Annotated in this window: 18 protein-coding genes and 1 tRNA gene; 9 read left to right on the top strand and 10 right to left on the bottom strand. The window is 62.3% G+C overall.

Annotated elements, in window-relative coordinates:
* Window positions 1-62: 62 nt before the first annotated feature.
* Window positions 63-968, bottom strand: a complete 906-nt coding sequence (locus tag AC4P1R_RS04825) for a LysR family transcriptional regulator (protein ID WP_069460798.1) — start codon at window positions 966-968, stop codon at window positions 63-65.
* A gap of 257 nt (window positions 969-1,225) precedes the next feature.
* Window positions 1,226-1,301, bottom strand: a tRNA-Thr gene (locus tag AC4P1R_RS04820).
* 156 nt (window positions 1,302-1,457) lie between these two features.
* Here AC4P1R_RS04820 and AC4P1R_RS04815 point away from each other — a divergent pair.
* Together AC4P1R_RS04815 and AC4P1R_RS04810 are read left to right on the top strand one after the other, a co-directional pair.
* Complete coding sequence (locus AC4P1R_RS04815; RefSeq protein WP_069460797.1) at window positions 1,458-2,228, top strand: NAD kinase; 771 nt, start codon at window positions 1,458-1,460, stop codon at window positions 2,226-2,228.
* A 78-nt stretch (window positions 2,229-2,306) separates the two neighbouring features.
* Window positions 2,307-2,798 carry a hypothetical protein gene (locus AC4P1R_RS04810; protein WP_273362739.1) on the top strand — a complete coding sequence of 164 codons (492 nt, stop codon included), beginning with the start codon at window positions 2,307-2,309 and terminating at the stop codon, window positions 2,796-2,798.
* Window positions 2,799-2,850: 52 nt separating this feature from the next.
* On the opposite strand, the gene prfB is transcribed toward AC4P1R_RS04810, so the two are convergent.
* From prfB to AC4P1R_RS04795, 3 genes are all read right to left on the bottom strand, one after another.
* A protein-coding gene (gene prfB, locus AC4P1R_RS04805; RefSeq protein ID WP_106407942.1) for a peptide chain release factor 2 occupies window positions 2,851-3,982 on the bottom strand; the annotation gives its coding sequence in 2 pieces (ribosomal slippage) (window positions 2,851-3,912 and window positions 3,914-3,982; 1,131 coding nt in all).
* A gap of 97 nt (window positions 3,983-4,079) precedes the next feature.
* Window positions 4,080-6,536 carry a penicillin-binding protein 1A gene (locus tag AC4P1R_RS04800; protein WP_069460795.1) on the bottom strand — a complete coding sequence of 819 codons (2,457 nt, stop codon included), beginning with the start codon at window positions 6,534-6,536 and terminating at the stop codon, window positions 4,080-4,082.
* A gap of 441 nt (window positions 6,537-6,977) precedes the next feature.
* The gene (locus AC4P1R_RS04795; protein ID WP_427915843.1) at window positions 6,978-8,162 is read right to left on the bottom strand and encodes an N-acetylmuramoyl-L-alanine amidase; all 1,185 of its coding nucleotides are present in this window, start codon (window positions 8,160-8,162) and stop codon (window positions 6,978-6,980) included.
* A gap of 812 nt (window positions 8,163-8,974) precedes the next feature.
* Between AC4P1R_RS04795 and AC4P1R_RS04790 the strand changes: the two genes are divergently transcribed.
* Together AC4P1R_RS04790 and AC4P1R_RS04785 are read left to right on the top strand one after the other, a co-directional pair.
* A complete protein-coding gene (locus AC4P1R_RS04790; RefSeq protein ID WP_492177465.1) occupies window positions 8,975-11,755 on the top strand; it encodes an Rne/Rng family ribonuclease in 2,781 nt (926 codons plus the stop codon).
* 186 nt (window positions 11,756-11,941) lie between these two features.
* On the top strand, window positions 11,942-12,850 hold the full coding sequence (locus AC4P1R_RS04785; RefSeq protein WP_492177464.1) for a C45 family autoproteolytic acyltransferase/hydrolase: 909 nt from the start codon (window positions 11,942-11,944) through the stop codon (window positions 12,848-12,850).
* Between the two features lie 41 nt (window positions 12,851-12,891).
* On the opposite strand, the gene AC4P1R_RS04780 is transcribed toward AC4P1R_RS04785, so the two are convergent.
* Entirely contained in the window at window positions 12,892-14,049 is a 1,158-nt protein-coding gene (locus AC4P1R_RS04780; RefSeq protein ID WP_492177463.1) for a pyridoxal phosphate-dependent aminotransferase, read from the bottom strand.
* A gap of 221 nt (window positions 14,050-14,270) precedes the next feature.
* On the opposite strand from AC4P1R_RS04780, the gene AC4P1R_RS04775 reads away from it, so the two are divergent.
* The 5 genes from AC4P1R_RS04775 to aat all read left to right on the top strand — a co-directional run bounded on the left by AC4P1R_RS04775 (window position 14,271) and on the right by aat (window position 18,105).
* On the top strand, window positions 14,271-15,038 hold the full coding sequence (locus AC4P1R_RS04775; RefSeq protein WP_083265439.1) for a DsbA family protein: 768 nt from the start codon (window positions 14,271-14,273) through the stop codon (window positions 15,036-15,038).
* Between the two features lie 137 nt (window positions 15,039-15,175).
* A complete protein-coding gene (gene aroQ, locus AC4P1R_RS04770; RefSeq protein ID WP_069460789.1) occupies window positions 15,176-15,622 on the top strand; it encodes a type II 3-dehydroquinate dehydratase in 447 nt (148 codons plus the stop codon).
* A 23-nt stretch (window positions 15,623-15,645) separates the two neighbouring features.
* Window positions 15,646-16,125: an acetyl-CoA carboxylase biotin carboxyl carrier protein gene (accB, locus tag AC4P1R_RS04765; protein WP_069460788.1), complete on the top strand. Its 480-nt coding sequence runs from the start codon at window positions 15,646-15,648 to the stop codon at window positions 16,123-16,125.
* Between the two features lie 12 nt (window positions 16,126-16,137).
* On the top strand, window positions 16,138-17,481 hold the full coding sequence (gene accC, locus AC4P1R_RS04760; RefSeq protein WP_069460787.1) for an acetyl-CoA carboxylase biotin carboxylase subunit: 1,344 nt from the start codon (window positions 16,138-16,140) through the stop codon (window positions 17,479-17,481).
* A gap of 3 nt (window positions 17,482-17,484) precedes the next feature.
* Window positions 17,485-18,105 (top strand): leucyl/phenylalanyl-tRNA--protein transferase, encoded by a 621-nt coding sequence (gene aat / locus AC4P1R_RS04755; RefSeq protein WP_192803749.1) that lies wholly within the window; start codon window positions 17,485-17,487, stop codon window positions 18,103-18,105.
* Window positions 18,106-18,150: 45 nt separating this feature from the next.
* Here the strand turns inward: aat and AC4P1R_RS04750 are convergent, their stop codons facing one another.
* The 4 genes from AC4P1R_RS04750 to gatB all read right to left on the bottom strand — a co-directional run bounded on the left by AC4P1R_RS04750 (window position 18,151) and on the right by gatB (window position 21,301).
* Window positions 18,151-18,603 carry a DUF2155 domain-containing protein gene (locus AC4P1R_RS04750; protein WP_069460786.1) on the bottom strand — a complete coding sequence of 151 codons (453 nt, stop codon included), beginning with the start codon at window positions 18,601-18,603 and terminating at the stop codon, window positions 18,151-18,153.
* Between the two features lie 125 nt (window positions 18,604-18,728).
* Window positions 18,729-19,124 carry an NADH:ubiquinone oxidoreductase subunit NDUFA12 gene (locus tag AC4P1R_RS04745; RefSeq protein WP_069460785.1) on the bottom strand — a complete coding sequence of 132 codons (396 nt, stop codon included), beginning with the start codon at window positions 19,122-19,124 and terminating at the stop codon, window positions 18,729-18,731.
* Between the two features lie 174 nt (window positions 19,125-19,298).
* Entirely contained in the window at window positions 19,299-19,796 is a 498-nt protein-coding gene (locus tag AC4P1R_RS04740; RefSeq protein ID WP_069460784.1) for a GNAT family N-acetyltransferase, read from the bottom strand.
* 2 nt (window positions 19,797-19,798) lie between these two features.
* Window positions 19,799-21,301 carry an Asp-tRNA(Asn)/Glu-tRNA(Gln) amidotransferase subunit GatB gene (gene gatB, locus AC4P1R_RS04735; RefSeq protein WP_069460783.1) on the bottom strand — a complete coding sequence of 501 codons (1,503 nt, stop codon included), beginning with the start codon at window positions 21,299-21,301 and terminating at the stop codon, window positions 19,799-19,801.
* Window positions 21,302-21,385 lie beyond the last annotated feature (84 nt).

Raw genomic sequence — 21,385 nt, 5'->3', positions numbered from 1 at the left:
CCGCTCGCCCGACCTTCCAATTGAATGTTTCTGCACAGGCAGTTGAAAGAATTTTCGAGGCGTCACGCGCATTCGCCGGTCAGCAGCGGCGCCGCCGCCTTCAGCTTGCGTGCGAGCGCGTCGCTTGCGGTGCGGATCCGCCGAACCTGCGACATGTCCGGATGCACAAGCAGCCAGAGCCCGAGTTCCAGCGCGGGAATGGGCAGCGTGATCCGAACAAGCTCCTGCATGCTGCCCCCGACAAAGCACGGGAGCAGCCCGAAGCCGATGCCGGAGTGGACCGCGCGCGCCGCGCCGAGCAGCGTATTGGCCCGGAAACGGATGCAGCGCTCGGCGACATTGGCGGCGACCCAGGCACCGGGCCTGGTGCAGGCCAAGGCGGCGTCGTAGCCGACCCAGGGTTGATCACCGCCGTCATCGGTCGGCTCTGAGCTGGCCAGGGCCTTTGCCCCATAGACCGCCATCGCGACGGTGCCGACGCGCCGCCCCCGCAGCGCCGGATCCGGCGTATCGGTGACACGCAAGGCGATGTCGGCCGAGCGCCGCGCAAGCGAGAGCACCTGATTGGAGACCAGGAGTTCGATGGTCAGTTCCGGCGCCTGCCGGCAGATGCCCGCCAGCATGCCTGGCAACAGATATTCCGCCACCGCATCCGGGGCCGTCAGGCGGACGGGACCGCATGGATCCTGATCACGGCCGGCAATGCGCCCTTCCACGGCGGCGATCTCGTCCCGCAGGCGAGCGGCCACCCGCCGCATCTCCTCGCCCGCTTCCGTTGGACTGCAGACAGTGGGTCTGCGTTCGAATAGCCGCACACCGAGCCGCTGCTCCAGGCTCCGCAGCCGCCGAGACAGAGTGGGATGGCTGATGCGCAAAGCGGCTGCGGCACCGGATATGGTGCCGCATTCGGCGACCGCCAACACGATCCTCAGATCATCCCAGTTCAGAATTTTGGATTGCCATGCCATGCCCGCTGTTCCGCTGCCGATCGATTCGAATGCGCATAGCTTACAGCGCCGCGCGCCTTTTAGATCGGGTAGCTCTTTGAATTTGCGCGTCGCGTTTTCCGAGGATCGGGCGCGATTTTTCGGACAGATGCGCCAGCCCGGATGCCGGGTGATGCGAGCTCCAGATCGGCGGGGGCGTGAAACGCGGCTGCGAAGCCTCACGCTGCGTCAAGGCGGCACGCAGCTATGAAAGGGAGAAGCTAAGCACCTGAAAATAATGGTGCCCCCAGAGAGACTCGAACTCCCGACCTACTGATTACAAATCAGCCGCTCTACCAACTGAGCTATAAGGGCCCGTTTTCGGATCGGAGTTACCATATTCTGATTCCGTGTAAAGCAAAAATGGCGATTCCCTCAATTTTTCGGGTGCACTGGCTGTGAGGCCGTGCCAGAAAAATAAGTCTGGATTTTCACTGCTGCCACGCCTCGCAACGACAACGGACTGATTTCATGGCCCAGCTCAGCACTCTCGCCTTCATCGCTTCGCCAGCGGAAGAAGCGCAGAAGGCGGCAAAGGAGCTCAAAGAGATCTACGGAGATCACGATCCGGATGAGGCCGACGTCATCGTCGCGCTCGGCGGGGACGGTTTCATGCTGCATACGCTGCACGAGACGATGAATACCGGCAAATGCGTCTATGGCATGAATCGCGGCTCTGTCGGGTTTCTGATGAACCGCTACAGCACAGAAAACCTTCGCGAGCGCATCGCCACCGCCGTCGAGAACGCCTTCCATCCGTTGGAGATGAACACGGTCGACGTCCACGGCAACGCCTTCACGGCGCTCGCGATCAACGAGGTCTATCTCTTCCGCCAGTCCTATCAAGCCGCCAAGCTCAAGGTCATCGTCGATGGCAAGGTGCGGCTCGACGAACTGACCTGCGACGGGCTCCTGCTTGCGACGCCCGCCGGCTCGACGGCCTACAATCTCTCCGCTCACGGGCCAATCCTGCCGCTCGAGGCGCCCCTGCTCGCGCTGACCCCCGTCAGCCCTTTCCGGCCGCGGCGCTGGCGCGGGGCCCTGCTCCCCAACCGCGTGACCGTCGAGATCGAGATTCTCGAAGCGGAGAAGCGCCCGGTCAACGCGGTTGCGGATCATCAGGAGGTCAAGTCGGTCGTCAAGGTGACGATTGCCGAATCGGAGAAACTGACCGCTCGCATCCTGTCCGACCCGGATCACTCCTGGTCCGACCGCATCCTCGCCGAACAGTTCTCACATTAGACACGCAGTTGGGACCGAAGGCGATGGCTCTGAAGCGCGGCCTTTCCATGGGCCGAAGAATCTAAGGACGTGCCGATGATGAAGAAAGCGCTGGTACTGGCATTCTGTATCAATCTGGCTGCGGGCGCTGTGCTCGCACAACAAGAGGCAATCCTCCCCCCGAACGTCATCTTCGTCACCAGCACCGGCTTTTGGCAGGAAAGTTCAAGCGATGCCGAAGCAGCGGAGGACGGCGAGGCCGCCGAGCCTGGTGCCGCGACGGGACGGCGGGGCTACTACAAACTTATTGCACTGCGCCGGACGGACGGCACGGCAGAAATACATCTGCAGCAAATCGCCTCGACGCCGGCGGGGCCAGAAATCGTTTCTTCTGCGGAGCTGGAGGAATTTACTGCCCTAAGGCCCTATGTCACCGATATCCGTCCGGAAACTTCGACCGGAATCACGCCGCAGCCGGGCATGTTCGCGACGGTTTTCCTGAAGACAGATCCATCGGCCACGGAACCGGAAACCTGGACCGTGCTGATCGACGACCTCGGCGACATCAAGATCGAGCGCGCGACAAACTGAAACGCGAACGGCCGGACGCTCTCGTGTCCGGCCGCGTTTTCCCTTGTGGAAATCAGCTCAGATCGTCCGTCACGGCATCGCCCCCACCGCTGACGCGGTGCGCAAGCGCAGCTTCCATGAAATCGTTGAGCTCGCCGTCGAGCACGTCGCCGGGACTCGTGCTTTCGACGCCGGTCCGCAGGTCCTTCACCAACTGGTAGGGCTGCAGAACATAGGAGCGGATCTGATGCCCCCAGCCGATATCGGTCTTTGAGGCGGCCTCGGCATTGGCCGCCTCCTCCCGCTTCTTCAGTTCCGCTTCATAAAGCCGAGCGCGCAGCATGTCCCACGCCTTGGCGCGGTTCTTGTGCTGCGAGCGTTCCTGCTGGCATTGCACGACGATACCACTTGGCATGTGCGTGATACGCACGGCCGAATCAGTCGTGTTGACGTGCTGGCCACCGGCACCCGAAGAGCGATAGGTATCGATGCGGCAATCGCTTTCGTTGACATCGATCTGAATCGATTCGTCGACGACCGGATAGACCCAGATCGACGAGAAAGACGTGTGGCGGCGAGCATTGCTGTCATAGGGCGAGATGCGCACGAGCCGATGCACGCCCGACTCGGTCTTCAGCCAACCATAGGCATTGTGGCCCTTGACGAGGAGCGTCGCCGACTTGATGCCAGCCTCTTCACCGTCCTGGATTTCCAAGAGCTCCACCTTGTACCCCTGGCGTTCCGCCCAACGGGAGTACATGCGAAGCAGCATGTTGGCCCAATCCTGGCTTTCTGTGCCGCCGGCGCCCGAATGCACTTCGAGGTAGGTGTCGTTCTGGTCGGCCTCGCCGGAAAGCATGGCTTCGACCTGCTTCTTCGCCGCTTCGCCACGAAGCTGCCGGAGCGCCTCCTCGGCCTCGGTAACGATCGCCGAATCGTCTTCCTCTTCCCCGAGTTCGATGAGTTCGATGTTTTCGTTGAGCTGCTGCTCGAGCCGGCTGAGGGCGCTGATATTGTCATCAAGCTGCTGACGCTCGCGCATCAGCTTCTGCGCCTCGGCGGCATCGTTCCAAAGCGACGGATCTTCCGCCTTGTTGTTCAACCAGTCCAGTCGTCTTATCGCCTGGTCCCAGTCAAAGATGCCTCCTCAGCAGGCTTATGGCCTGCTTGATCTCGTCGACAATGTTCTCGATTTCGCTGCGCATGATCCTGTTTCTTTTAGTCGTTGTAGGATGGTGAGGGTCAGATAGCGATGCCCGCCGCCGATGTAAAGGCGATGGGCGGCAGCTGCAACGGAAAGGATCAGAAGAGGCCGTTCGAACCCGAGGTCACGGCCTGGTTGGCCTGCGGAGAGTTCCTCAGGATCTCCTCCGGCGGCGCATATTCATCGAGATCGCCGATGACCGAGAAGCTCTCGGCCGGGCCCGTACCAGGCTTGAAGGCTTCGATGATCGTGTCGGGTTCGCCCTCGAAGGCGGCCATGCCGGTCTTGCGGTTGACCGGAATGAGGCTCATGCCTTCCGGCACGACGAACTTGCCGGGACGGGTGCCCTTGACGGCCTCCTGCATGAAGGCGTTGAAGACCGGCGCCGCGAGGCCGCCGCCCGTCGCACCGCGGCCGAGCGGGGCCGGATCGTCGAAGCCCAGATAAAGGCCTGCTACGAGATCCGGCGTATAGCCGACGAACCAAGCATCCTTTTCGTCGTTGGTGGTGCCGGTCTTGCCGGCCACCGGGCGATCGAGCTTGATTTTGCCTGCGGCCGTGCCCCGAGCGACGACGCCCTCCATCATCGAGGTGATCTGGTAGGCAGTCATCGGATCGAGCACCTGCTCCCGGTTGTCGTTCAGCACCGGCTCGTCCTGCTCCGCCCAGTCATTGGCATTACAATTGTCGCAGGTGCGGTCCTCGTGGCGGAAGATGGTCTTACCGTAGCGATCCTGAATCCGGTCGATGAGCGACGGCTTGATCTGCTTGCCGCCATTGGCAAGGACGGAATAGGCGGAAACCAAGCGCAGCACCGTCGTCTCGCCGGAACCGAGCGACATGGACAGGAGCGGCTGCATCTTGTCATAGATGCCGAAGCGCTCGGCATATTCCGCAACGAGGTTCATCCCCATGTCATTGGCAAGGCGCACCGTCATCAGGTTGCGCGATTTCTCGATGCCAAGCCGCAGGGTCGAGGGGCCGGCAGAACCGCCGCCGTAGTTTTCAGGCCGCCAGACCTGTCCGCCGGAGACGATTTCGATCGGCGCGTCGAGGATAACCGATGCGGGCGTGTAGCCATTGTCGAGTGCCGCCGCATAGACGAAGGGCTTGAAGGACGAGCCGGGCTGGCGCATCGCCTGCGTGGCGCGGTTGAACTCCGACTGCGCATAGGAGAAGCCGCCGACCATGGCCAAGACGCGGCCCGTATGCGGATCCATCGCCACCAGGCCGCCCTGGACCTTCGGCGGCTGCCGAAGGCGATATTCCGCCTTTTCCCCCTCGAGCGGTTCGACATAGACGACGTCGCCCGGCCCGAAGACCCCTTCCGGGGATTTCGCGTTCTTGCGGTCGCGGCGCGCGGACCGGTAGGCCCATTCCATGTTCTTCGCGGCAATATGGCCCGTTATGCGTTCGGCGACGATCTTGCCGGACGCTTGCTTTTCCGGATCGAGACCGATGACCGCCCCTTCGCCGTCGACGGAAAGCACGACGGCGAGCTTCCATTCCGGGACGTCGCCGAGCGCTGCGATCTTGCTCAAGGGCACGCCCCAGTCGCCGCCGATCTCGATCGTATCGATCGGGCCGTGGAAGCCGCGGCGCTCGTCATAGCTCACGAGACCCTGCTGCAAGGCCTTGCGGGCGACGACCTGCATTTGCGGATCGAGCGAGGTCCGCACCGAAAGGCCGCCCTCGTAGAGCGCATTGTCTCCGTATTTCTGGATGATCTGCCGGCGCACCTCCTCGGCAAAGTAATCCGACGCGAAGAGGTGGGCGCCACCGCGGCGCGGCGTGACGCCAAGCGGTTGCTGTTTCGCCTCCTCGCCATCCGTCTTTGTTACGTAACCGTTCTCGACCATGCGGTCGATCACCCAGTTGCGGCGCTCAATGGCCGCTTCCGTCTTGCGGAACGGGTGATAATTGGCCGGCCCCTTGGGAAGGGCCGCAAGATAGGCGCTCTCGGCAATGGTGAGTTCGGTGACCGACTTGTCGAAATAAGTGAGCGCCGCGCCGGCGACCCCGTAAGCATTCAGCCCGAAAAAGATCTCGTTGAGATAGAGCTCGAGGATGCGGTCCTTGCTGTAGGCCTGCTCGATGCGGAAGGAGAGGATCGCCTCCTTGATCTTGCGGTCGATCGTCTGGTCGGAAGAAAGCAGGAAGTTCTTCGCGACCTGCTGGGTGATCGTCGAGGCGCCAACGGGGCGCCGGCCCGACCCCATGTTCTGGATGTTGACGGCGATGGCACGGGCGAGACCGGTAACGTCGATGCCCGGATGCTGATAGAAATTCTTGTCTTCGGCGGAAATGAAGGCAGCCTTGACGCGATCCGGTATGGCCTGGATCGGCAGATAGAGCCGGCGCTCGCGGGCATATTCGGCCATCAGTGCGCCGTTGCCGGCGTGGAAACGGGTCGTTACCGGCGGCGCATATTTCGCCAGTACCTCATAGTCGGGCAAATCCTTCGTCACCGCGCCAATATAGATCGCGACCGCCACGGCAGCGCCCAGCAGCAGAAACACACCAACGCCGAAAAAATATCCTATAAGTCTGATCATCAGTCAGGTACCGGTACCTATTGTCGCCCCATCGCCGAACCGGAAGCCGCGCTTGCGCCAGGCACATCGACCTGCCAATTGCTTCCGTCAGGAATAGTCTCGTATTGCAGCTACGCCTCGTGGGCTCCCTCATATGGCGAGGAGCCCTACGCATCAACACCGTTTCCCGACAAAACGGGACCCCCTCCCCCAAAAGGCCCGGATTGTGAGTAAAATAGGGCTGGTTTTCGATTAACCCGTGCGCATCCAGCTGAAAAGCATATCCCTGTTACAAGGGCGACACAAATCACTTCCCCTCAGCGGAGGCCCGTCGCGCCGCAGAACACTCCCGCTGGCGCGTCGGCCCGAAAATCGGACTCGATCCTCGGAAAGCTCGATGCGCGGGTTCAACACGTTACAGGGTCCTTTTCGCGCCTTAAAAGGCGCGCCGCGCTCCAATATTCAGCCACCATTTGCAACCGCCGCTTGCCGATAGCGCCGGACGGCGTCTGCGATGAGGCCGGACACCTTTTTGCGCCATTCCGGGTCCAGAAGCAGCGTCTCGTCCTCCTTGTTGGAAAGGAAGCCGAGTTCGAGCAGGACCGAGGGAACGTCGGGTGCCTGCAGGACCCGGAACCCGGCGTGGCGATGCGGATTGTTGATCAGTTTGATCTGTCCTTCGAAGGACGTTACGACGCTCCGCGCGAGGCTGACCGAGAAGGCTTGGGTTTCGCGGCGCGTCAGGTCGATGAGGATGTCGGCGACCTCGGGCGGTTCGCTTTCGATCGAAATGCCCGCAATCTCGTCGGACAGGTTTTCTCGCTGCGCGAGCTCTGCCGCCAGATGGTCGGACGCCCTGTCGGAAATGGTGTAAACGGTTGCGCCGCGAATATCCTTCTGCCTCAGCGTATCGGCGTGAAGGGAAATGAACAGATGGGCGTTTCCCTGCCGCGCGATCTGCACCCGCTGGGACAGGGAGAGGAACTCGTCCCGGTCCCGCGTCAGGAAAGCCTCGACGCCGGCCTCGCGGTTCAGAGTCTCGGCGAGAACGCGGGCAAAATCGAGCGTTACGCGCTTTTCCTCGATCTTGCTCGTGCCGCCGATGGCGCCCGTATCGATTCCGCCATGACCCGCGTCCACCGCGATCACGAAGGTGCCGGCCTTCGGCGGCGGCGCCGACGGTCGGTCGGCCTTGACCGCGCGCGCGCTCCCCTTCCACTGCTGCTCGCTCAGCAGCTTTTCGAAACGCGCCCGATCGATCCGTTCCGCATCGAGCACGAGCCGATAGCCGCTGCCGTCCTCCTCCGGCAGCACCTTCGCCTCGGTGATCTCGGTCGGCCCGTTGGCGGAGAGGACGAGACGGGAAGCCCCTGCCCCCATTCCGCCATAACGTATCGCGTTGAACAGGCCTCTTGGATCGAGGCTCTCCGGTTTCAGTCCAAAGGAGGTTTCCGGCAGATCGACGACGACGCGAACCGGGTCTGCGACGTAGTGAATGGAAAAATCCGGCTTGCGGTCGAATGCTATGACCAGACGCGTGCGCGCGTCGTCGCCAGCGATTCTCGCGCTGAATGCAAGAAGCGGCGGGGCCTCCCCGTCGGCCGCCACGCCTGACGATGGCTGCGCGGTCACCAGCGCGAACAGGATCGCAAGCGAGCGCGCCGCGCGCCGCAATGTTCCCTTCGCCCACAACGAACGCACCACATTTGCCGTAGCCCTCACCTCAAAATTCCCCCGTCGTCCCTTCAAAAGTCAAGGCGCCATTGCTCCGGCACCCTCGTGACGTCACGCAAGCAACATTCTCCAATGCCTTTCCATGGTTAACCAAAGCTTGACAGCAAGAGCCGCGGGCGGCGCATCGGCGAGGCTTTCGTCGCCCGCCGGCGGCGCCGCTTCACCGGGGCAAGCGAATCAATCAATATTGTGGCGGCACAGGCTTTTCCCTTGCCAATGTGACATAGAATCCATAAAAGCGTCACAAGGAGAAAGTGTTGACGGGATAGAATCGTCGGCCGGGCAGCCGGAGCTTTCCCGAGCTTGGCGCCAAGAAGCGATCGAGCCGGACAACCGGTTGCAACCGTATCGTGCTTTCGCGGCCGCAGGCATTCATCCGCCGTCTCTGCATTTCCTCCTTCGTACACTGGATCGCAAATTTCCGGCGGTGGCCGGAGTTCTTGATGGTGATTTTCACCGAATGCCCGCCAGCGGGCACATTCATCGGGCCCTGTTCGGGCCTAGGACATTGGCATTCTTGTTTGGTCTTTTGATGTGAATAAGCAGTATCGGTCAGACGTAAAGTGGTCCTGGGACGTGACCGTCCCGGCTGCCGTCTGGCTGTTGCACCGTCGCCTGCGCCAAACAGGACCCTTTACATCCGGCGCAGTTCCCGGCGTGTTCGACAGTTTTCCCAGTGAAACCACTCTGTCTGCCGTCCACCTGCGCCGAGGAGCACAGCTTAGATGGCAGAGAAAATGCTTATCGATGCGTCTCACGCGGAGGAGACGCGCGTCGTCGTCGTACGCGGGAACCGCATAGAAGAATTCGATTTCGAATCGGAACATAAGAAACAGATCCGCGGCAATATCTACCTGGCAAAGGTGACGAGGGTCGAGCCTTCGCTGCAGGCCGCTTTCGTCGACTACGGCGGCAATCGCCACGGCTTTCTGGCTTTCGCCGAAATCCATCCCGACTACTACCAGATTCCGCTCGCCGATCGTCAGGCGCTCCTGAAGGCGGAGGCCGAAGAGGCCCGCCGCGAGGAGGAGAGCGAACCGGTCGACATCGTGCCGGAAGAGGCGGCAGCACCGGCCGAGGCGGAGGGTGCAGCGGCGCCGGCGGAGAAAGGCGTCGCCGAGGCGCCGGAAGCCGAAGTTCCCGCGGCAAAGCCCAAGGCAAAACCAAAGCGTACGCGGCGGACGAAGACCAAGGCGAGCGAGACGGCGGAAGGGGCAGAAGCAGCAGAGGCCCCCGCGGAAGTCGACGAGGAAGGCAGCGCCGGCGAAATGGCCGCGATGGTCGACACGGACTCGATTTCCGAAGAGGTGGACACGCGCCGCCGTAGCGACGACGACGACGACGACAACCACGACGGCGAGAACGAGGTCATTGAATCGGTTGGCGCGGAAGACGCGATGGAAGAGGTTCCGGACCGTCAGACCCGCAAGCCGCGCAAGCAATATCGCATTCAGGAAGTCATCAAGCGCCGCCAGATCCTCCTCGTCCAGGTCGCCAAGGAAGAGCGCGGCAACAAGGGCGCGGCGCTGACGACCTATCTTTCGCTCGCCGGCCGCTATTCGGTTCTGATGCCGAACACGGCGCGCGGCGGCGGCATTTCCCGCAAGATCACCAATCTGCAGGACCGCAAGCGGCTGAAGGAAATCGCCCGTGGCCTCGACGTGCCGCAGGGGATGGGCGTGATCCTGCGCACGGCCGGTGCCAACCGCACCAAGGTCGAGGTCAAGCGCGACTTCGAATATCTGATGCGGCTCTGGGAAAACGTCCGCACGCTGACGCTGAACTCGACGGCGCCATGCCTGGTCTATGAGGAAGGCAGCCTGATCAAGCGGTCGATCCGCGACCTCTACAACAAGGATATCAACGAGATCATCGTTGCCGGCGAGGAAGGCTACCGCGAAGCCAAGAGCTTCATGAAGATGCTGATGCCAAGTCATGCGAAAGTCGTCCAGCCCTATCGCGACGTGCATCCGATCTTCTCGCGCTCCGGCATCGAGGCGCAGCTCGACCGGATTCTGCAGCCGCAGGTAACGCTGAAGTCGGGCGGCTACATCATCATGAACCAGACCGAAGCGCTGGTCTCGATCGACGTCAACTCCGGCCGTTCGACGCGCGAGCACTCGATCGAAGACACCGCTCTGCAGACGAATCTCGAGGCGGCTGAGGAAGTGGCGCGGCAGTTGCGGCTGCGCGACCTCGCCGGTCTAATCGTCATCGACTTCATCGACATGGAGGAGAAGCGGAACAACCGCGCCGTCGAGAAGAAGCTCAAGGACTGCCTCAAGCACGACCGCGCGCGCATCCAGGTCGGACGCATCTCGCATTTCGGCCTTCTGGAAATGTCGCGCCAGCGCATTCGCGCTTCAGTGCTCGAAAGCACGATGCAGACCTGCCCGCACTGTAACGGCACGGGCCATATCCGCTCGCAGTCTTCCGTCGCGCTGCACGTTCTGCGCGGCATCGAAGAATACCTGCTGAAGAACACCACCCACGACATCTGCGTTCGGACGGTTCCGGAAATCGCGCTTTACCTGCTCAACTACAAGCGTGGCACGATCACCGATTACGAACAGCGCTTCGGCGTTTCGATCGTCGTCGAGGCCGACGCCCATGTCGGCGCGCAGCATTTCGCGATCGATCGCGGGGAGCCGGTCGAAAACCCGGTCAAGATCGAACAACTCCTGCACTTCGAACCGGAACCGGAAGAAGAAGAAGAAGAGGACATCATCGTCGAAGAAGACCTCGACGAGGAGGAGGCCGTGGAAACCTCCGAGCAGGCAGGACAGCCGAAGGCGCAAGCCTCCGACGATCAGGGTGGACGCAAACGCAAACGCCGCCGCCGTCGCCGCGGCAAGGGCGCGGCACAGGCCGGCGAAGCGGCTGCCGGGGAATCGGCAGAGCTTGAGGCATCGGATGAAGCCGACGACGAAGACGAAGACGACGTCGAGACGCTGGAGGCCGGAGAGGCGACCGCCGACGGCGATCAGAAGCGCAAGCGCCGGCGCCGCGGCAAGCGCGGTGGCCGCCGCAATCGTCTGGATTCGGACGAGCTTGCCGGCGCCGAGGCGGAGACGAATGGGGATGCGGGGAGCGTAGAGGAGCCGGAAGCCGACGAAAAGGCGGAAACAGCCGCGCGCGCGGCCATCGAGGGAGCCGCCCCTGTGGCCGTTGCCGACGTGGCGGCGCCGGCGGAAGAAAAACCCGCCAAACCGAAGCGCAGCCGCAAGAAACCCGCAAAGGCATCCGATGCCACAGCGGAGGAAGACGTCGATGCCGCCGCCGAGAAGTCGGTCGAATCGCAACCGGAAGATCTGACCGTCCCTCAGGCCGAGGCCATCGAGGAAGCGGCGGCTGATCTCGAAGGTGCCAAGCCGGCACGGGCCAACCGCGATCTCGCGACAATCGCCTCCGAACCGGTCGTCACTTCGAACAAGCCCGAAGCCGGCGAGGAAGAGACGAACAAGCCGAAAAAGGGCGGCTGGTGGCAACGCCGCGGCTTCTTCTGAGCGCATCAACAGCTTGTATTCGGGGTTTTCACCTCGATATCCTGTCAGCCGTCCGCAATTCTGTTGCGGGCGGCTGTTTCTATTCCCGCATGAGGCTTCTCCGACAGGTACTTTGAAGGCGCATGGTGAAGGTCTTTGCAGTTTCGGAATCGGCCATGGGGGGACAAGTGGCGTGAGCGCTTTGCCGTGTCGTGGCCCCGGTACAGGGACTGGTACTTGAGCGAGGGGCTGGAGCGTCGTCCCACGATAGACGAGGCGCGGGGAAAACTGGCGGCCCATATGCCCGAACTCGTGCCCGTTTTCGATCGGGCATGCAGCCTCGTCGGCTCGGACGAAATCGCTCACCGTGCTTTGTCGCTGTACCGGACGCCGCCGGTCATCTCGGGCTGCAGCGTGGCCGTCGCGCTAGGTGGGATTCCCGTTCTTGTTCGTAATTACGATTTCACACCCGACTTTTTCGAAGGAACCGTTCTTCGCAGCCGATGGACGGAGCACCACGACGTCATCGTGACGTCAGAAGCGTGGCTCGGCGCCCTCGACGGCGTAAATAGTGCCGGCCTGGCAGTTGCCCTCACATTCGGGGGGCGGATCGCGTACTCTCCGGAGGGATTCCAGGTGCCTCTCCTGTTGCGCTATGTGCTGGAGTGCTGCTCGACCACGATCGAAGCTAGCGAGACCTTGAGCCGGATTCCGGTCCAGGCAGTACAGAATGTCGTAATCCTCGACAAAACCGGTGACTACGCCGTCGTCTATCTGGCTCCGGATCGGGAAGCGGTAACGCGTCGAAGCCCAATTGCGACGAACCACCAACTGGCTCTCGAATGGCCGGAGCGCAACAGGTGGTCGGAAACGGCCGAGCGCGCCGAGTGCCTGTCGGCTCGTCGCGCGAAATCTCCGGACCTCGATCGTTTTATCGGCGCCTTCCACTCGGCCCCGCTATATAGAACCGATTACCGCGGCGGGTTGGGCACGCTCTATACAGCCGTCATATCACCGGCGGAGGGCTCCGTCGAATATCGCTGGCCCGGCCAATCCACTTGGCGTCAGAGCCTGGCCGATTTTTCCGAGGGCGAGCGTTACGTCGCGACTGCATGACAGCATGGTGCCCCTTTAGGCTGGTCGCAGCGGGGCCGCGACTACGCCAGCCAACGCGCGAGGCGGTCCATCGCTTCGGCCATCTCCGGCGTCGAGCCTGCGTAGGAGAAGCGCATGGTGCGATGCCCCTCTACGGGGTCGAAATCGAAGCCGGGCGTTGCGGCGACGTTGATTTCGCTCAGCATGCGCCGGGCAAAGGCCATGCTGTCATTGGTGAACCGGCTGACATCCACATAGGCGTAGAAGGCACCGTCCATCGGCGAGGCGATGGAGAGGCCGATCTCGGGCAAGCGCTTCAGCAGGAGATCGCGGTTGGCGGCATAGGCGCGCTTGTAACCGTCCAGTTCCTCCTGCGCACCGAGCGCCGCCTCGGCCGCGATCTGAGAGAGTTCCGGCGGCGAGATGTAGAGGCTCTGGGCGATGCGCTCGAAGGCGCGCACCTGGGTCTCGGGCAGCACCATCCAGCCGATGCGCCAGCCGGTCATGCAATAATATTTCGAGAAGGAATTGATCACGACCGCGTCGTCGGCAACCTCGAGCGCGGTCGCTTCCTCACCGGCGAAAGTCAGCCCATGATAGATCTCGTCGGAAATGAAGGCGATCGATTGCGTGCCGCAATAGTCCGCCAGCGCCTTCAGCCGCGCCCTACCGGTCACCGTACCCGTCGGGTTGGCCGGGCTTGCTAGGAGCACACCTTTGAGCGGCCTGCCCGCCTTTTCCGCCGCCCGCTCCAGGCTTTCCGGCGTGAGCGTGAAGCCGGTCTCGGCATTCGCGTCGATCTCGACGACGGTCAGGCCCAGGGTCGCCAGGATATTGCGGTAGGCGGGATATCCGGGACGGGCGACCGCGACGCAATCGCCTGGATCGAAGAGCGCCAGGAAGGCAAGATTGAACCCCGCCGACGAGCCCGTCGTGACGGCGATGCGCTGCGGGTCCACGGCGATCCCGTGGCGGCTCTGATAGTGAGCGGCAATCGCCTGCTTCAAGGACAGCGTGCCTAGCGCATCCGTGTAGCCGAGCCGGCCATGTTCCAACGCGCGCCGCGCCGCCTCGAGCGCGGCCTTCGGGGCCGGATATGCCGGCTGGCCGACCGCCATCGAGATTACCGGGTGGCCGGCATCACGGCGGCGCGTGGCCTCCGCCAGAACATCCATGGCGTGGAACGGCTCGACCGCGCTGCGTTTCGACATCTGTACCAATGACAGATCCTCGTAAGGTTTCGCTGATCCTCGCCCCTTTGCCTGATAGATTTCAGCTTCACAAGTGTGCGAGTGCCGCAATTCGGCCGATTTTGCCGTTTCGTTTCGCCGCGGCACCCCGTATGCTCGCAAAGCCCGCAGAAGGGCGGGATTTCTCGTTGCTTTTCGACAGGCATTGATGGAATCGACGACAATAGGGCACGGAAGACAATGAGGGAATGATGATACTCAAGAAGAAGATGATTGTCGGCGGAACGCTGATCGCGCTTGCAGCCGGCATCGCCCTGCCCCAATCTGCAGCCGCTCTCGATGCGAAACAAAAGGAAGAGCTCGGCGCCTTCATCAAGGAGTACCTGCTCGCCAATCCGGAAATCATGCTGGAAGTCCAGGAGGCGCTCACCACCAAGCAGCGCGCCCAGCAGCAGGCGGCAGCGACGGCGGCGATCGCCGACAATCAGTCGGCCATCTTCAATTCCGCCTACGACTTCACACTCGGCAATCCCGAGGGTGACGTCACGATCGTCGAATTCTTCGACTACAATTGCGGCTACTGCAAGCGCGCCCTCTCGGACATGGACCAGATCCTAGCCAAGGACAAAAACATTCGTTTCGTGCTTAAGGAGTTCCCGATCCTTGGACCCGACTCCCTCGCCGCCCATAAGGTGAGCGCCGCGTTCCGCGCCATCGCTCCGGAAAAATACGGCGACTTCCACCGTGGGCTCTTAGGGGGAGAGGAACGCGCGACGGAGGAAACGGCGATCGCGGTCGCCGCCAGCCTCGGTGTGACGGAAGCGCAGTTGCGCGAGAAGATGGAAGACGATCCGCATGACGCCGGAGTGCGCGAGGCCTACACGCTCGCCAACGATCTCGGCATCACCGGAACGCCCTCTTACGTGATCGGCAACGAAGCGGTCTTCGGCGCAGTCGGTTCCGGCGAATTGACGAAGAAGGTGGCCAATATGCGCCAGTGCGGCAAGACCGCCTGCTGACGAGTTCCCTCCGATCACCGGGCCGCCCCTCGGGAAGCGCCGCGACTTGTGGACAAATCCGCGCGTGTCCCAAGGGGCTTTCCCTCGCGGAACCGTCGGTCTATAGGTAAAACTCCATCATCCGACCGGAATTCCTTATGTCCTCGACTATTTTCGTGCTGAACGGCCCCAATCTGAATGCCCTCGGCAGGCGCGAGCCGGGCATTTACGGTGGCCAGACGCTGGCCGACATCGAGGCGATGTGCAAGGCGGAGGGTCAAGCCCTCGGTTTTGAGATCGACTTTCGCCAGTCGAACCACGAAGGCGTCCTGGTCGACTGGTTGCATGAGGCCGGCGAAACGGCCGCGGGCGTCGCCGTCAATCCCGGCGCCTACGGTCACACCTCGATCGCCATGCACGACGCCATCCGCGCAATTGGCGTTCCGGTGGTGGAGCTGCACCTTTCCAACATCCATGCACGCGAGGAATTCCGCCACAGGTCGATGATTGCACCGGCCGTAAAAGGCGTGGTCTGCGGCTTCGGCGCGCAGAGTTACATTCTTGCGCTGCATGCGCTAAAGAACCTGACAGACACGTCGAAATAAGAAGAACACGAGGCTCATATCCCATGGCTGACAAGAAACCCGGTATCGACCAGGCGCTGATCCGCGATCTCGCCAATATCCTCAAGGATACCGACCTGACCGAGATCGAAGTGGAACAGGACGACCTGCGCATCCGCGTCTCGCGCAACGGTACGCCCGTCGCGATGTCCATGCCGCCGATGCCCACCTATCACATGCCGCCGGTAGCTGCGGCGGCACCTGCAGCCCCGGCCGCTCCGGCAGCCGCGGAAGGCGGCGGTCACAACGCCAAGAACGCCGTGACGGCGCCGATGGTCGGCACCGCCTATCTCTCCCCGGCACCGGGCGCTCGTCCCTTTATCGAGGTCGGTGCAACGGTCAAGGAAGGCCAGACGATCCTGATCATCGAAGCGATGAAGACGATGAACCAGATTCCGGCTCCGCGCGCCGGCAAGGTGACCGAAATTCTTGTGCAGGACGCCGCCCCGGTCGAGTATGGCGAACCCCTCATCGTGATCGAATAAGGCGCGGATTGGATGATTTCGAAAATCCTCATTGCCAATCGCGGCGAAATCGCTCTCCGGGTGCTGCGCGCCTGCAAGGAACTCGGCATCGCCACCGTCGCGGTCCATTCGACCGCAGACAGCGACGCCATGCATGTGCGGCTCGCCGACGAGAGCGTCTGCATCGGACCGCCACCGTCGCGCGACAGCTACCTGAACATCCATCAGATCGTGGCCGCCTGCGAGATCACCGGCGCCGATGCCGTGCATCCGGGCTACGGCTTCCTCTCGGAAAACGCCAAGTTCGCCGATATCCTCGATGCGCATGGCATCACCTTCATCGGACCGACGGCCGAGCACATTCGGCTAATGGGCGACAAGATCACCGCCAAGAAGACGGCGGAAGAACTGGGCATTCCCGTGGTCCCAGGCTCCCATGGAGAGGTGAAACCCGAGAACGCGCTCAAGGTCGCCCGCAAGATCGGCTTCCCGGTCCTGATCAAGGCGACGGCGGGCGGCGGCGGCCGCGGCATGAAGGTCGCCAGGACCGAGGAGGAACTTGAGAACGCGGTGGCGACGGCACGCTCCGAGGCCGCCGCCGCCTTCGGCAATGATGCGGTCTACATGGAGAAGTTCCTCACAAAGCCGCGTCACATCGAGGTCCAGGTCGTGGGGGATGGGGCAGGCAATGCCATCCATCTCGGTGAGCGCGATTGCTCGCTGCAACGCCGCCACCAGAAGGTCTGGGAAGAGGCAAATTCGCCTGCCCTCAACGTCGAGCAGCGCATGCAGATCGGTCAGGTGTGCGCCGATGCAATGAAGAAGATGAAGTATCGCGGCGCCGGCACGATTGAGTTTCTCTACGAGAACGGCGAGTTCTACTTCATCGAAATGAACACGCGCCTGCAGGTGGAGCACCCGATCACCGAGGCGATCACCGGCATCGACCTAGTGCACGAGCAAATCCGCGTAGCATCGGGCGCCGGTCTCTCAGTGAAGCAGGAGGATATCGTCTTCTCCGGGCACGCCATCGAATGCCGTATCAATGCCGAGGATCCGCGAACCTTCGTCCCCTCCCCGGGTACGATCACGCACTTCCACGCACCTGGCGGTCTCGGTGTGCGCGTCGATAGCGGCGCCTATCAAGGCTATCGCATCCCGCCCTACTATGACAGCCTGATCGGCAAGCTGATCGTGCACGGGCGGACACGCGTCGAATGCATGATGAGGCTGCGCCGAGTGCTCGACGAATTTGTCATCGATGGCATCAAAACGACCTTGCCGTTGTTCCAGGATCTGATCAACAATCAGGATATCGCTAACGGCGACTATGATATCCACTGGCTCGAGCATCATCTGGCCGCTACATCGGCGTAGGACATGACATTGAAGGGGTCGCGCAGCAGAGAACCGGAAATAACCCCGGACATGTTGTTGCGCGCCTACTCCATCGGCCTCTTTCCCATGGCCGATTCGGCGGACGATCCGGAGCTTTTCTGGGTCGAGCCGGAAATCCGCGGCGTCATACCGCTGGACAGCTTTCACGTTTCCCGTAGCCTCGCAAAGACCCTCCGCAAACGCCCTTTCGAGATTCGCTATGACACGGCCTTCGAAGCGGTCGTTGCGGGGTGCGCGCGGCCCGCGCCGGGCCGACCGACGACGTGGATCAACACCAGGATCCGCGCCCTCTACGCGGCGCTCCACCGCATGGGCTACGCCCATAGCGTGGAAGCCTGGCAGGGTGATTTGCTTGTCGGCGGGCTTTACGGCGTTTCCCTCGGCGCCGCCTTCTTCGGCGAGAGCATGTTCTCCCTACGCAAGGACGCCTCCAAGATCTGCCTCGTCCACCTGGTCGAACGGCTCCGCGCCAGGGGGTTTGAGCTTCTCGACACGCAATTTACAACTGAGCACCTGAAATCCTTCGGCGCCATCGATGTGCCGAAGGCCGAATACGACCTGCTGCTCGCCAGGGCAATCGCCTCGCCGAATCTCGAATTTTGAGGCAAAAAACGGCCTTCAAGCGGGAGCCGCCACTCTTAAAAGAAATCAGCGTTGCGCCGCAGCGTCCGGTGGCGGCACCTCGGAGGTCTCCTGGCAGGATTGCAACCAAACATCGTAGACGGCATGTTCGACGGCGTTGAGACCGGGGCTGTCGGCGAACATCCAGCCGGTAAAGATACGACGAATTTTGCGGTCGAGGGTGATTTCATCGACTTCGACGAAGGTGGTCGTCTTCGGCGCCTCGGTTTCGTCGCGGCTGTAGCACACGCGCGGCGTCACCTGCAGCGCGCCGAACTGCACCGTTTCGCCGATATAGACGTCGAAGGTGGTGATGCGGCCGGTGATCTTGTCGATACCGGAAAAGACGGCCACGGCATTGGTGAGGCGCGTGGCCCCCGCCGGCCCGGTTACGGCAATCAGCGGCAGACCAAGAAGGAAGCCAAGACCGGCAGGCTTCGCGATCCGACCGATAAAACTGCGCAGACAGAACGCTGCCATTCCCGCCAATCCCCGCGTGCTCGCTGTTGTCCTCGGACCAAGCGCTAGACCCGAATTGTGGCTGCGCCGTGTTCAGTTCTCGTGAGTTGGAAGTGGTGCGGGCGCGTTGACCCCGCACTGCCCGTTTAAGAGCGCGGCGTCCAGGCGTCGTAGTCGCCGGTGACCCGCGGCCGCTCGCCGGCACGTGCGAGCGAGCCCTTCGGCCGATAGGCCTGGGGCGTACCGGTTAGATTCGGACGATGCGGCTTCTGCCATTCGCGCTGGACATAGTTTTCATCGGCAGGCGAAATATCGGTGCGATGATGCATCCAGCCATGCCAACCGGGCGGGATCGCAGAGGCTTCGGCAGGACCATTGTAGATCACCCAACGGCGCGTCCGGCCCTCGGAATCCTTGCCGCCCTGGTAGTAGACATTGCCGAACTCGTCTTCCCCGACGCGCTGTCCGTGGCGCCAGGTGTGGAAGCGCGTACCGATCGTCTGTCCATTCCACCAGGTGAAAATCTGCAGCAGGAGCTTCATGGATATCGTCCCTTACCGGCCGATGGGAGACGACCGGACATCAAAATCTCGCTCCCGCTTATGCCGTGCTGCTCCCGCCTTGTCCAGTGATTCCAGCGGGCGCAAGGTCATTTCACCTGCATCCTGGCGCCGAAATGGATGCGCTCGAAGCCGAGCCCCCGCCGCACCGTCGGGTCAGGCCAACTGCTTCTCCAGGATCAGCGCGGGAATGCCGGAGTGCTCGTCCCCGCAATTGGCCGTGCTTGCAACCTCGGAAAACCCATGCGCCCGATAGAAGGCCAGTGCATGCAGGTTCTGCGGCTCCACTTCAACCCGCATGCGCTCGGCATCGGGGAAGCAGGTTTCCAGCTCGGCGAACATATCGCGGCCGACGCCCTGCCGCTGGTACTTCGGCAGCACGTAGAGCTGGTGGAGGATGACGGTTTTCCCGAGCGTATCCGACATGGCCGCAAATCCCATGCCCGCGATCTCGCGGCCATTGTCCGCGACGACGAATTCCGCGTTCTTGCGTTGCAAGCGCGCCTTCAAGGCGTCGATCGAATGCCATTTGGCGGTCAGCTCGTCGACCTTATCGCCGCCATAGAAGCTGTCGTAGGTGGCGTGCCAGGTCTCGACAAGCAGGGCTCGGACCTGATCGAGGTCGCGCTCGCTTGCCGTGCGGACAAAGAACACCGTCACTCCTCGATGCCGAGCTTGGACTTGACGAGCGCCTGCACCGCCTGCGGATTGGCCTTGCCGCCGGTCGCCTTCATAACCTGGCCGACGAACCAGCCGGCAAGCGACGGCTTTGCCTTGGCCTTCTCCACCTGGTCGGGATTGGCCGCAATGATCTCGTCAACCGCCTTCTCGATGGCGCCGGTGTCGGTGACCTGCTTCATCCCGCGGCTCTCGACGAGTTCCGCCGGGTCGCCGCCTTCGTTCCATAGGATCTCGAAGAGGTCCTTGGCGATCTTGCCCGAAATCGTTCCGTCCTTGATGAGGTCGATGACGCCGCCGAGCTGGGCGGGGGAAACCGGAGTCTCTTCAATGGTTTTGCCGGCTTTGTTCAAGGCACCCAAAAGGTCGTTGATAACCCAGTTTGCCGCCATCTTGCCGTCCCTGTCCTCGGCCACGGCCTCGAAATAATCGGCGATCGCCTTTTCCGAAACGAGCACCGAGGCGTCATAGACCGAGAGCCCAAGATCGCGGACGAAGCGCTCCTTCTTGTCATCCGGGAGTTCCGGAAGATCGGCCTTCAGCGCCTCGACGAAATCATCGTCGAATTCCAGCGGCAGCAGGTCCGGGTCGGGGAAGTAGCGATAGTCGTGCGCATCTTCCTTCGAGCGCATGGAGCGCGTCTCGCCCCTGTTCGGGTCGAAGAGCCGGGTCTCCTGATCGATGACGCCGCCATCCTCGAGAATCGCGATCTGGCGGCGCGCCTCGTATTCGATCGCCTGGCCGACGAAGCGAATCGAATTGACGTTCTTGATTTCGCAGCGCGTACCAAAGGGCTCGCCCGGACGACGCACGGACACGTTGACGTCGGCGCGCATCGAACCCTCGTCCATGTTGCCGTCGCAGGTACCGAGATAGCGCAGGATCGACCGCAGCTTGGTCAGATAGGCCTTGGCCTCGTCCGACGAGCGCAGATCGGGCTTCGAGACGATCTCCATCAGGGCCACGCCGGAACGATTGAGGTCCACATAGGACATCGAGGGGTGCTGGTCATGCATGGACTTGCCGGCATCCTGCTCCAGGTGCAGGCGCTCGATGCCGATTTCCACGTCCTCGAACTGACCCTGGCGATCCGGCCCGACGGAGATGATGATCTTGCCCTCGCCGACGATCGGATCCTTGTATTGCGATATCTGGTAGCCCTGAGGCAGGTCGGGATAAAAATAGTTCTTCCGGTCGAAGATCGAACGGTGATTGATCTTGGCCTTGAGGCCGAGGCCGGTGCGTACCGCCTGCCTTACGCATTCCTCGTTGATGACCGGCAGCATGCCGGGCATGGCGGCGTCGACAAGCGAGACATTGGCGTTCGGCGCATTGCCGAACTCGGTCGAGGCCGCCGAGAACAGCTTCGAATTGCTCAGCACCTGGGCATGGACCTCCATGCCGATGATCACCTCCCAGTCGCCGGTGGCGCCGGGAATGAAGCGTTTCGGATCGGGAGTGCGGACGTCGACGATGCTCATCTCATGCTCTTCTCTGAAGCCTGAATTCGAGGTTTCTCGGTAGAGCAATTGATCCCGGCGTGCAAGGCTTCAGAGGCGCACGGC

It is taken from the genome of Sinorhizobium sp. Y406 (assembly GCF_058732025.1).
This window is presented reverse-complemented; position numbering and strand designations above follow the sequence as displayed.

Excerpts from the sequence above, each read along its gene's own strand:
- AC4P1R_RS04800 (WP_069460795.1), bottom strand. The coding sequence starts at position 6,536 with ATGATCAGACTTATAGGATATTTTTTCGGCGTTGGTGTGTTTCTGCTG.
- accC (WP_069460787.1), top strand. The coding sequence starts at position 16,138 with ATGATTTCGAAAATCCTCATTGCCAATCGCGGCGAAATCGCTCTCCGG.
- AC4P1R_RS04750 (WP_069460786.1), bottom strand. The coding sequence starts at position 18,603 with ATGGCAGCGTTCTGTCTGCGCAGTTTTATCGGTCGGATCGCGAAGCCT.
- aat (WP_192803749.1), top strand. The coding sequence starts at position 17,485 with ATGACATTGAAGGGGTCGCGCAGCAGAGAACCGGAAATAACCCCGGAC.
- AC4P1R_RS04815 (WP_069460797.1), top strand. The coding sequence starts at position 1,458 with ATGGCCCAGCTCAGCACTCTCGCCTTCATCGCTTCGCCAGCGGAAGAA.
- AC4P1R_RS04825 (WP_069460798.1), bottom strand. The coding sequence starts at position 968 with ATGGCATGGCAATCCAAAATTCTGAACTGGGATGATCTGAGGATCGTG.
- AC4P1R_RS04790 (WP_492177465.1), top strand. The coding sequence starts at position 8,975 with ATGGCAGAGAAAATGCTTATCGATGCGTCTCACGCGGAGGAGACGCGC.
- aroQ (WP_069460789.1), top strand. The coding sequence starts at position 15,176 with ATGTCCTCGACTATTTTCGTGCTGAACGGCCCCAATCTGAATGCCCTC.
- gatB (WP_069460783.1), bottom strand. The coding sequence starts at position 21,301 with ATGAGCATCGTCGACGTCCGCACTCCCGATCCGAAACGCTTCATTCCC.
- accB (WP_069460788.1), top strand. The coding sequence starts at position 15,646 with ATGGCTGACAAGAAACCCGGTATCGACCAGGCGCTGATCCGCGATCTC.
- AC4P1R_RS04745 (WP_069460785.1), bottom strand. The coding sequence starts at position 19,124 with ATGAAGCTCCTGCTGCAGATTTTCACCTGGTGGAATGGACAGACGATC.
- AC4P1R_RS04775 (WP_083265439.1), top strand. The coding sequence starts at position 14,271 with ATGATACTCAAGAAGAAGATGATTGTCGGCGGAACGCTGATCGCGCTT.
- AC4P1R_RS04810 (WP_273362739.1), top strand. The coding sequence starts at position 2,307 with ATGAAGAAAGCGCTGGTACTGGCATTCTGTATCAATCTGGCTGCGGGC.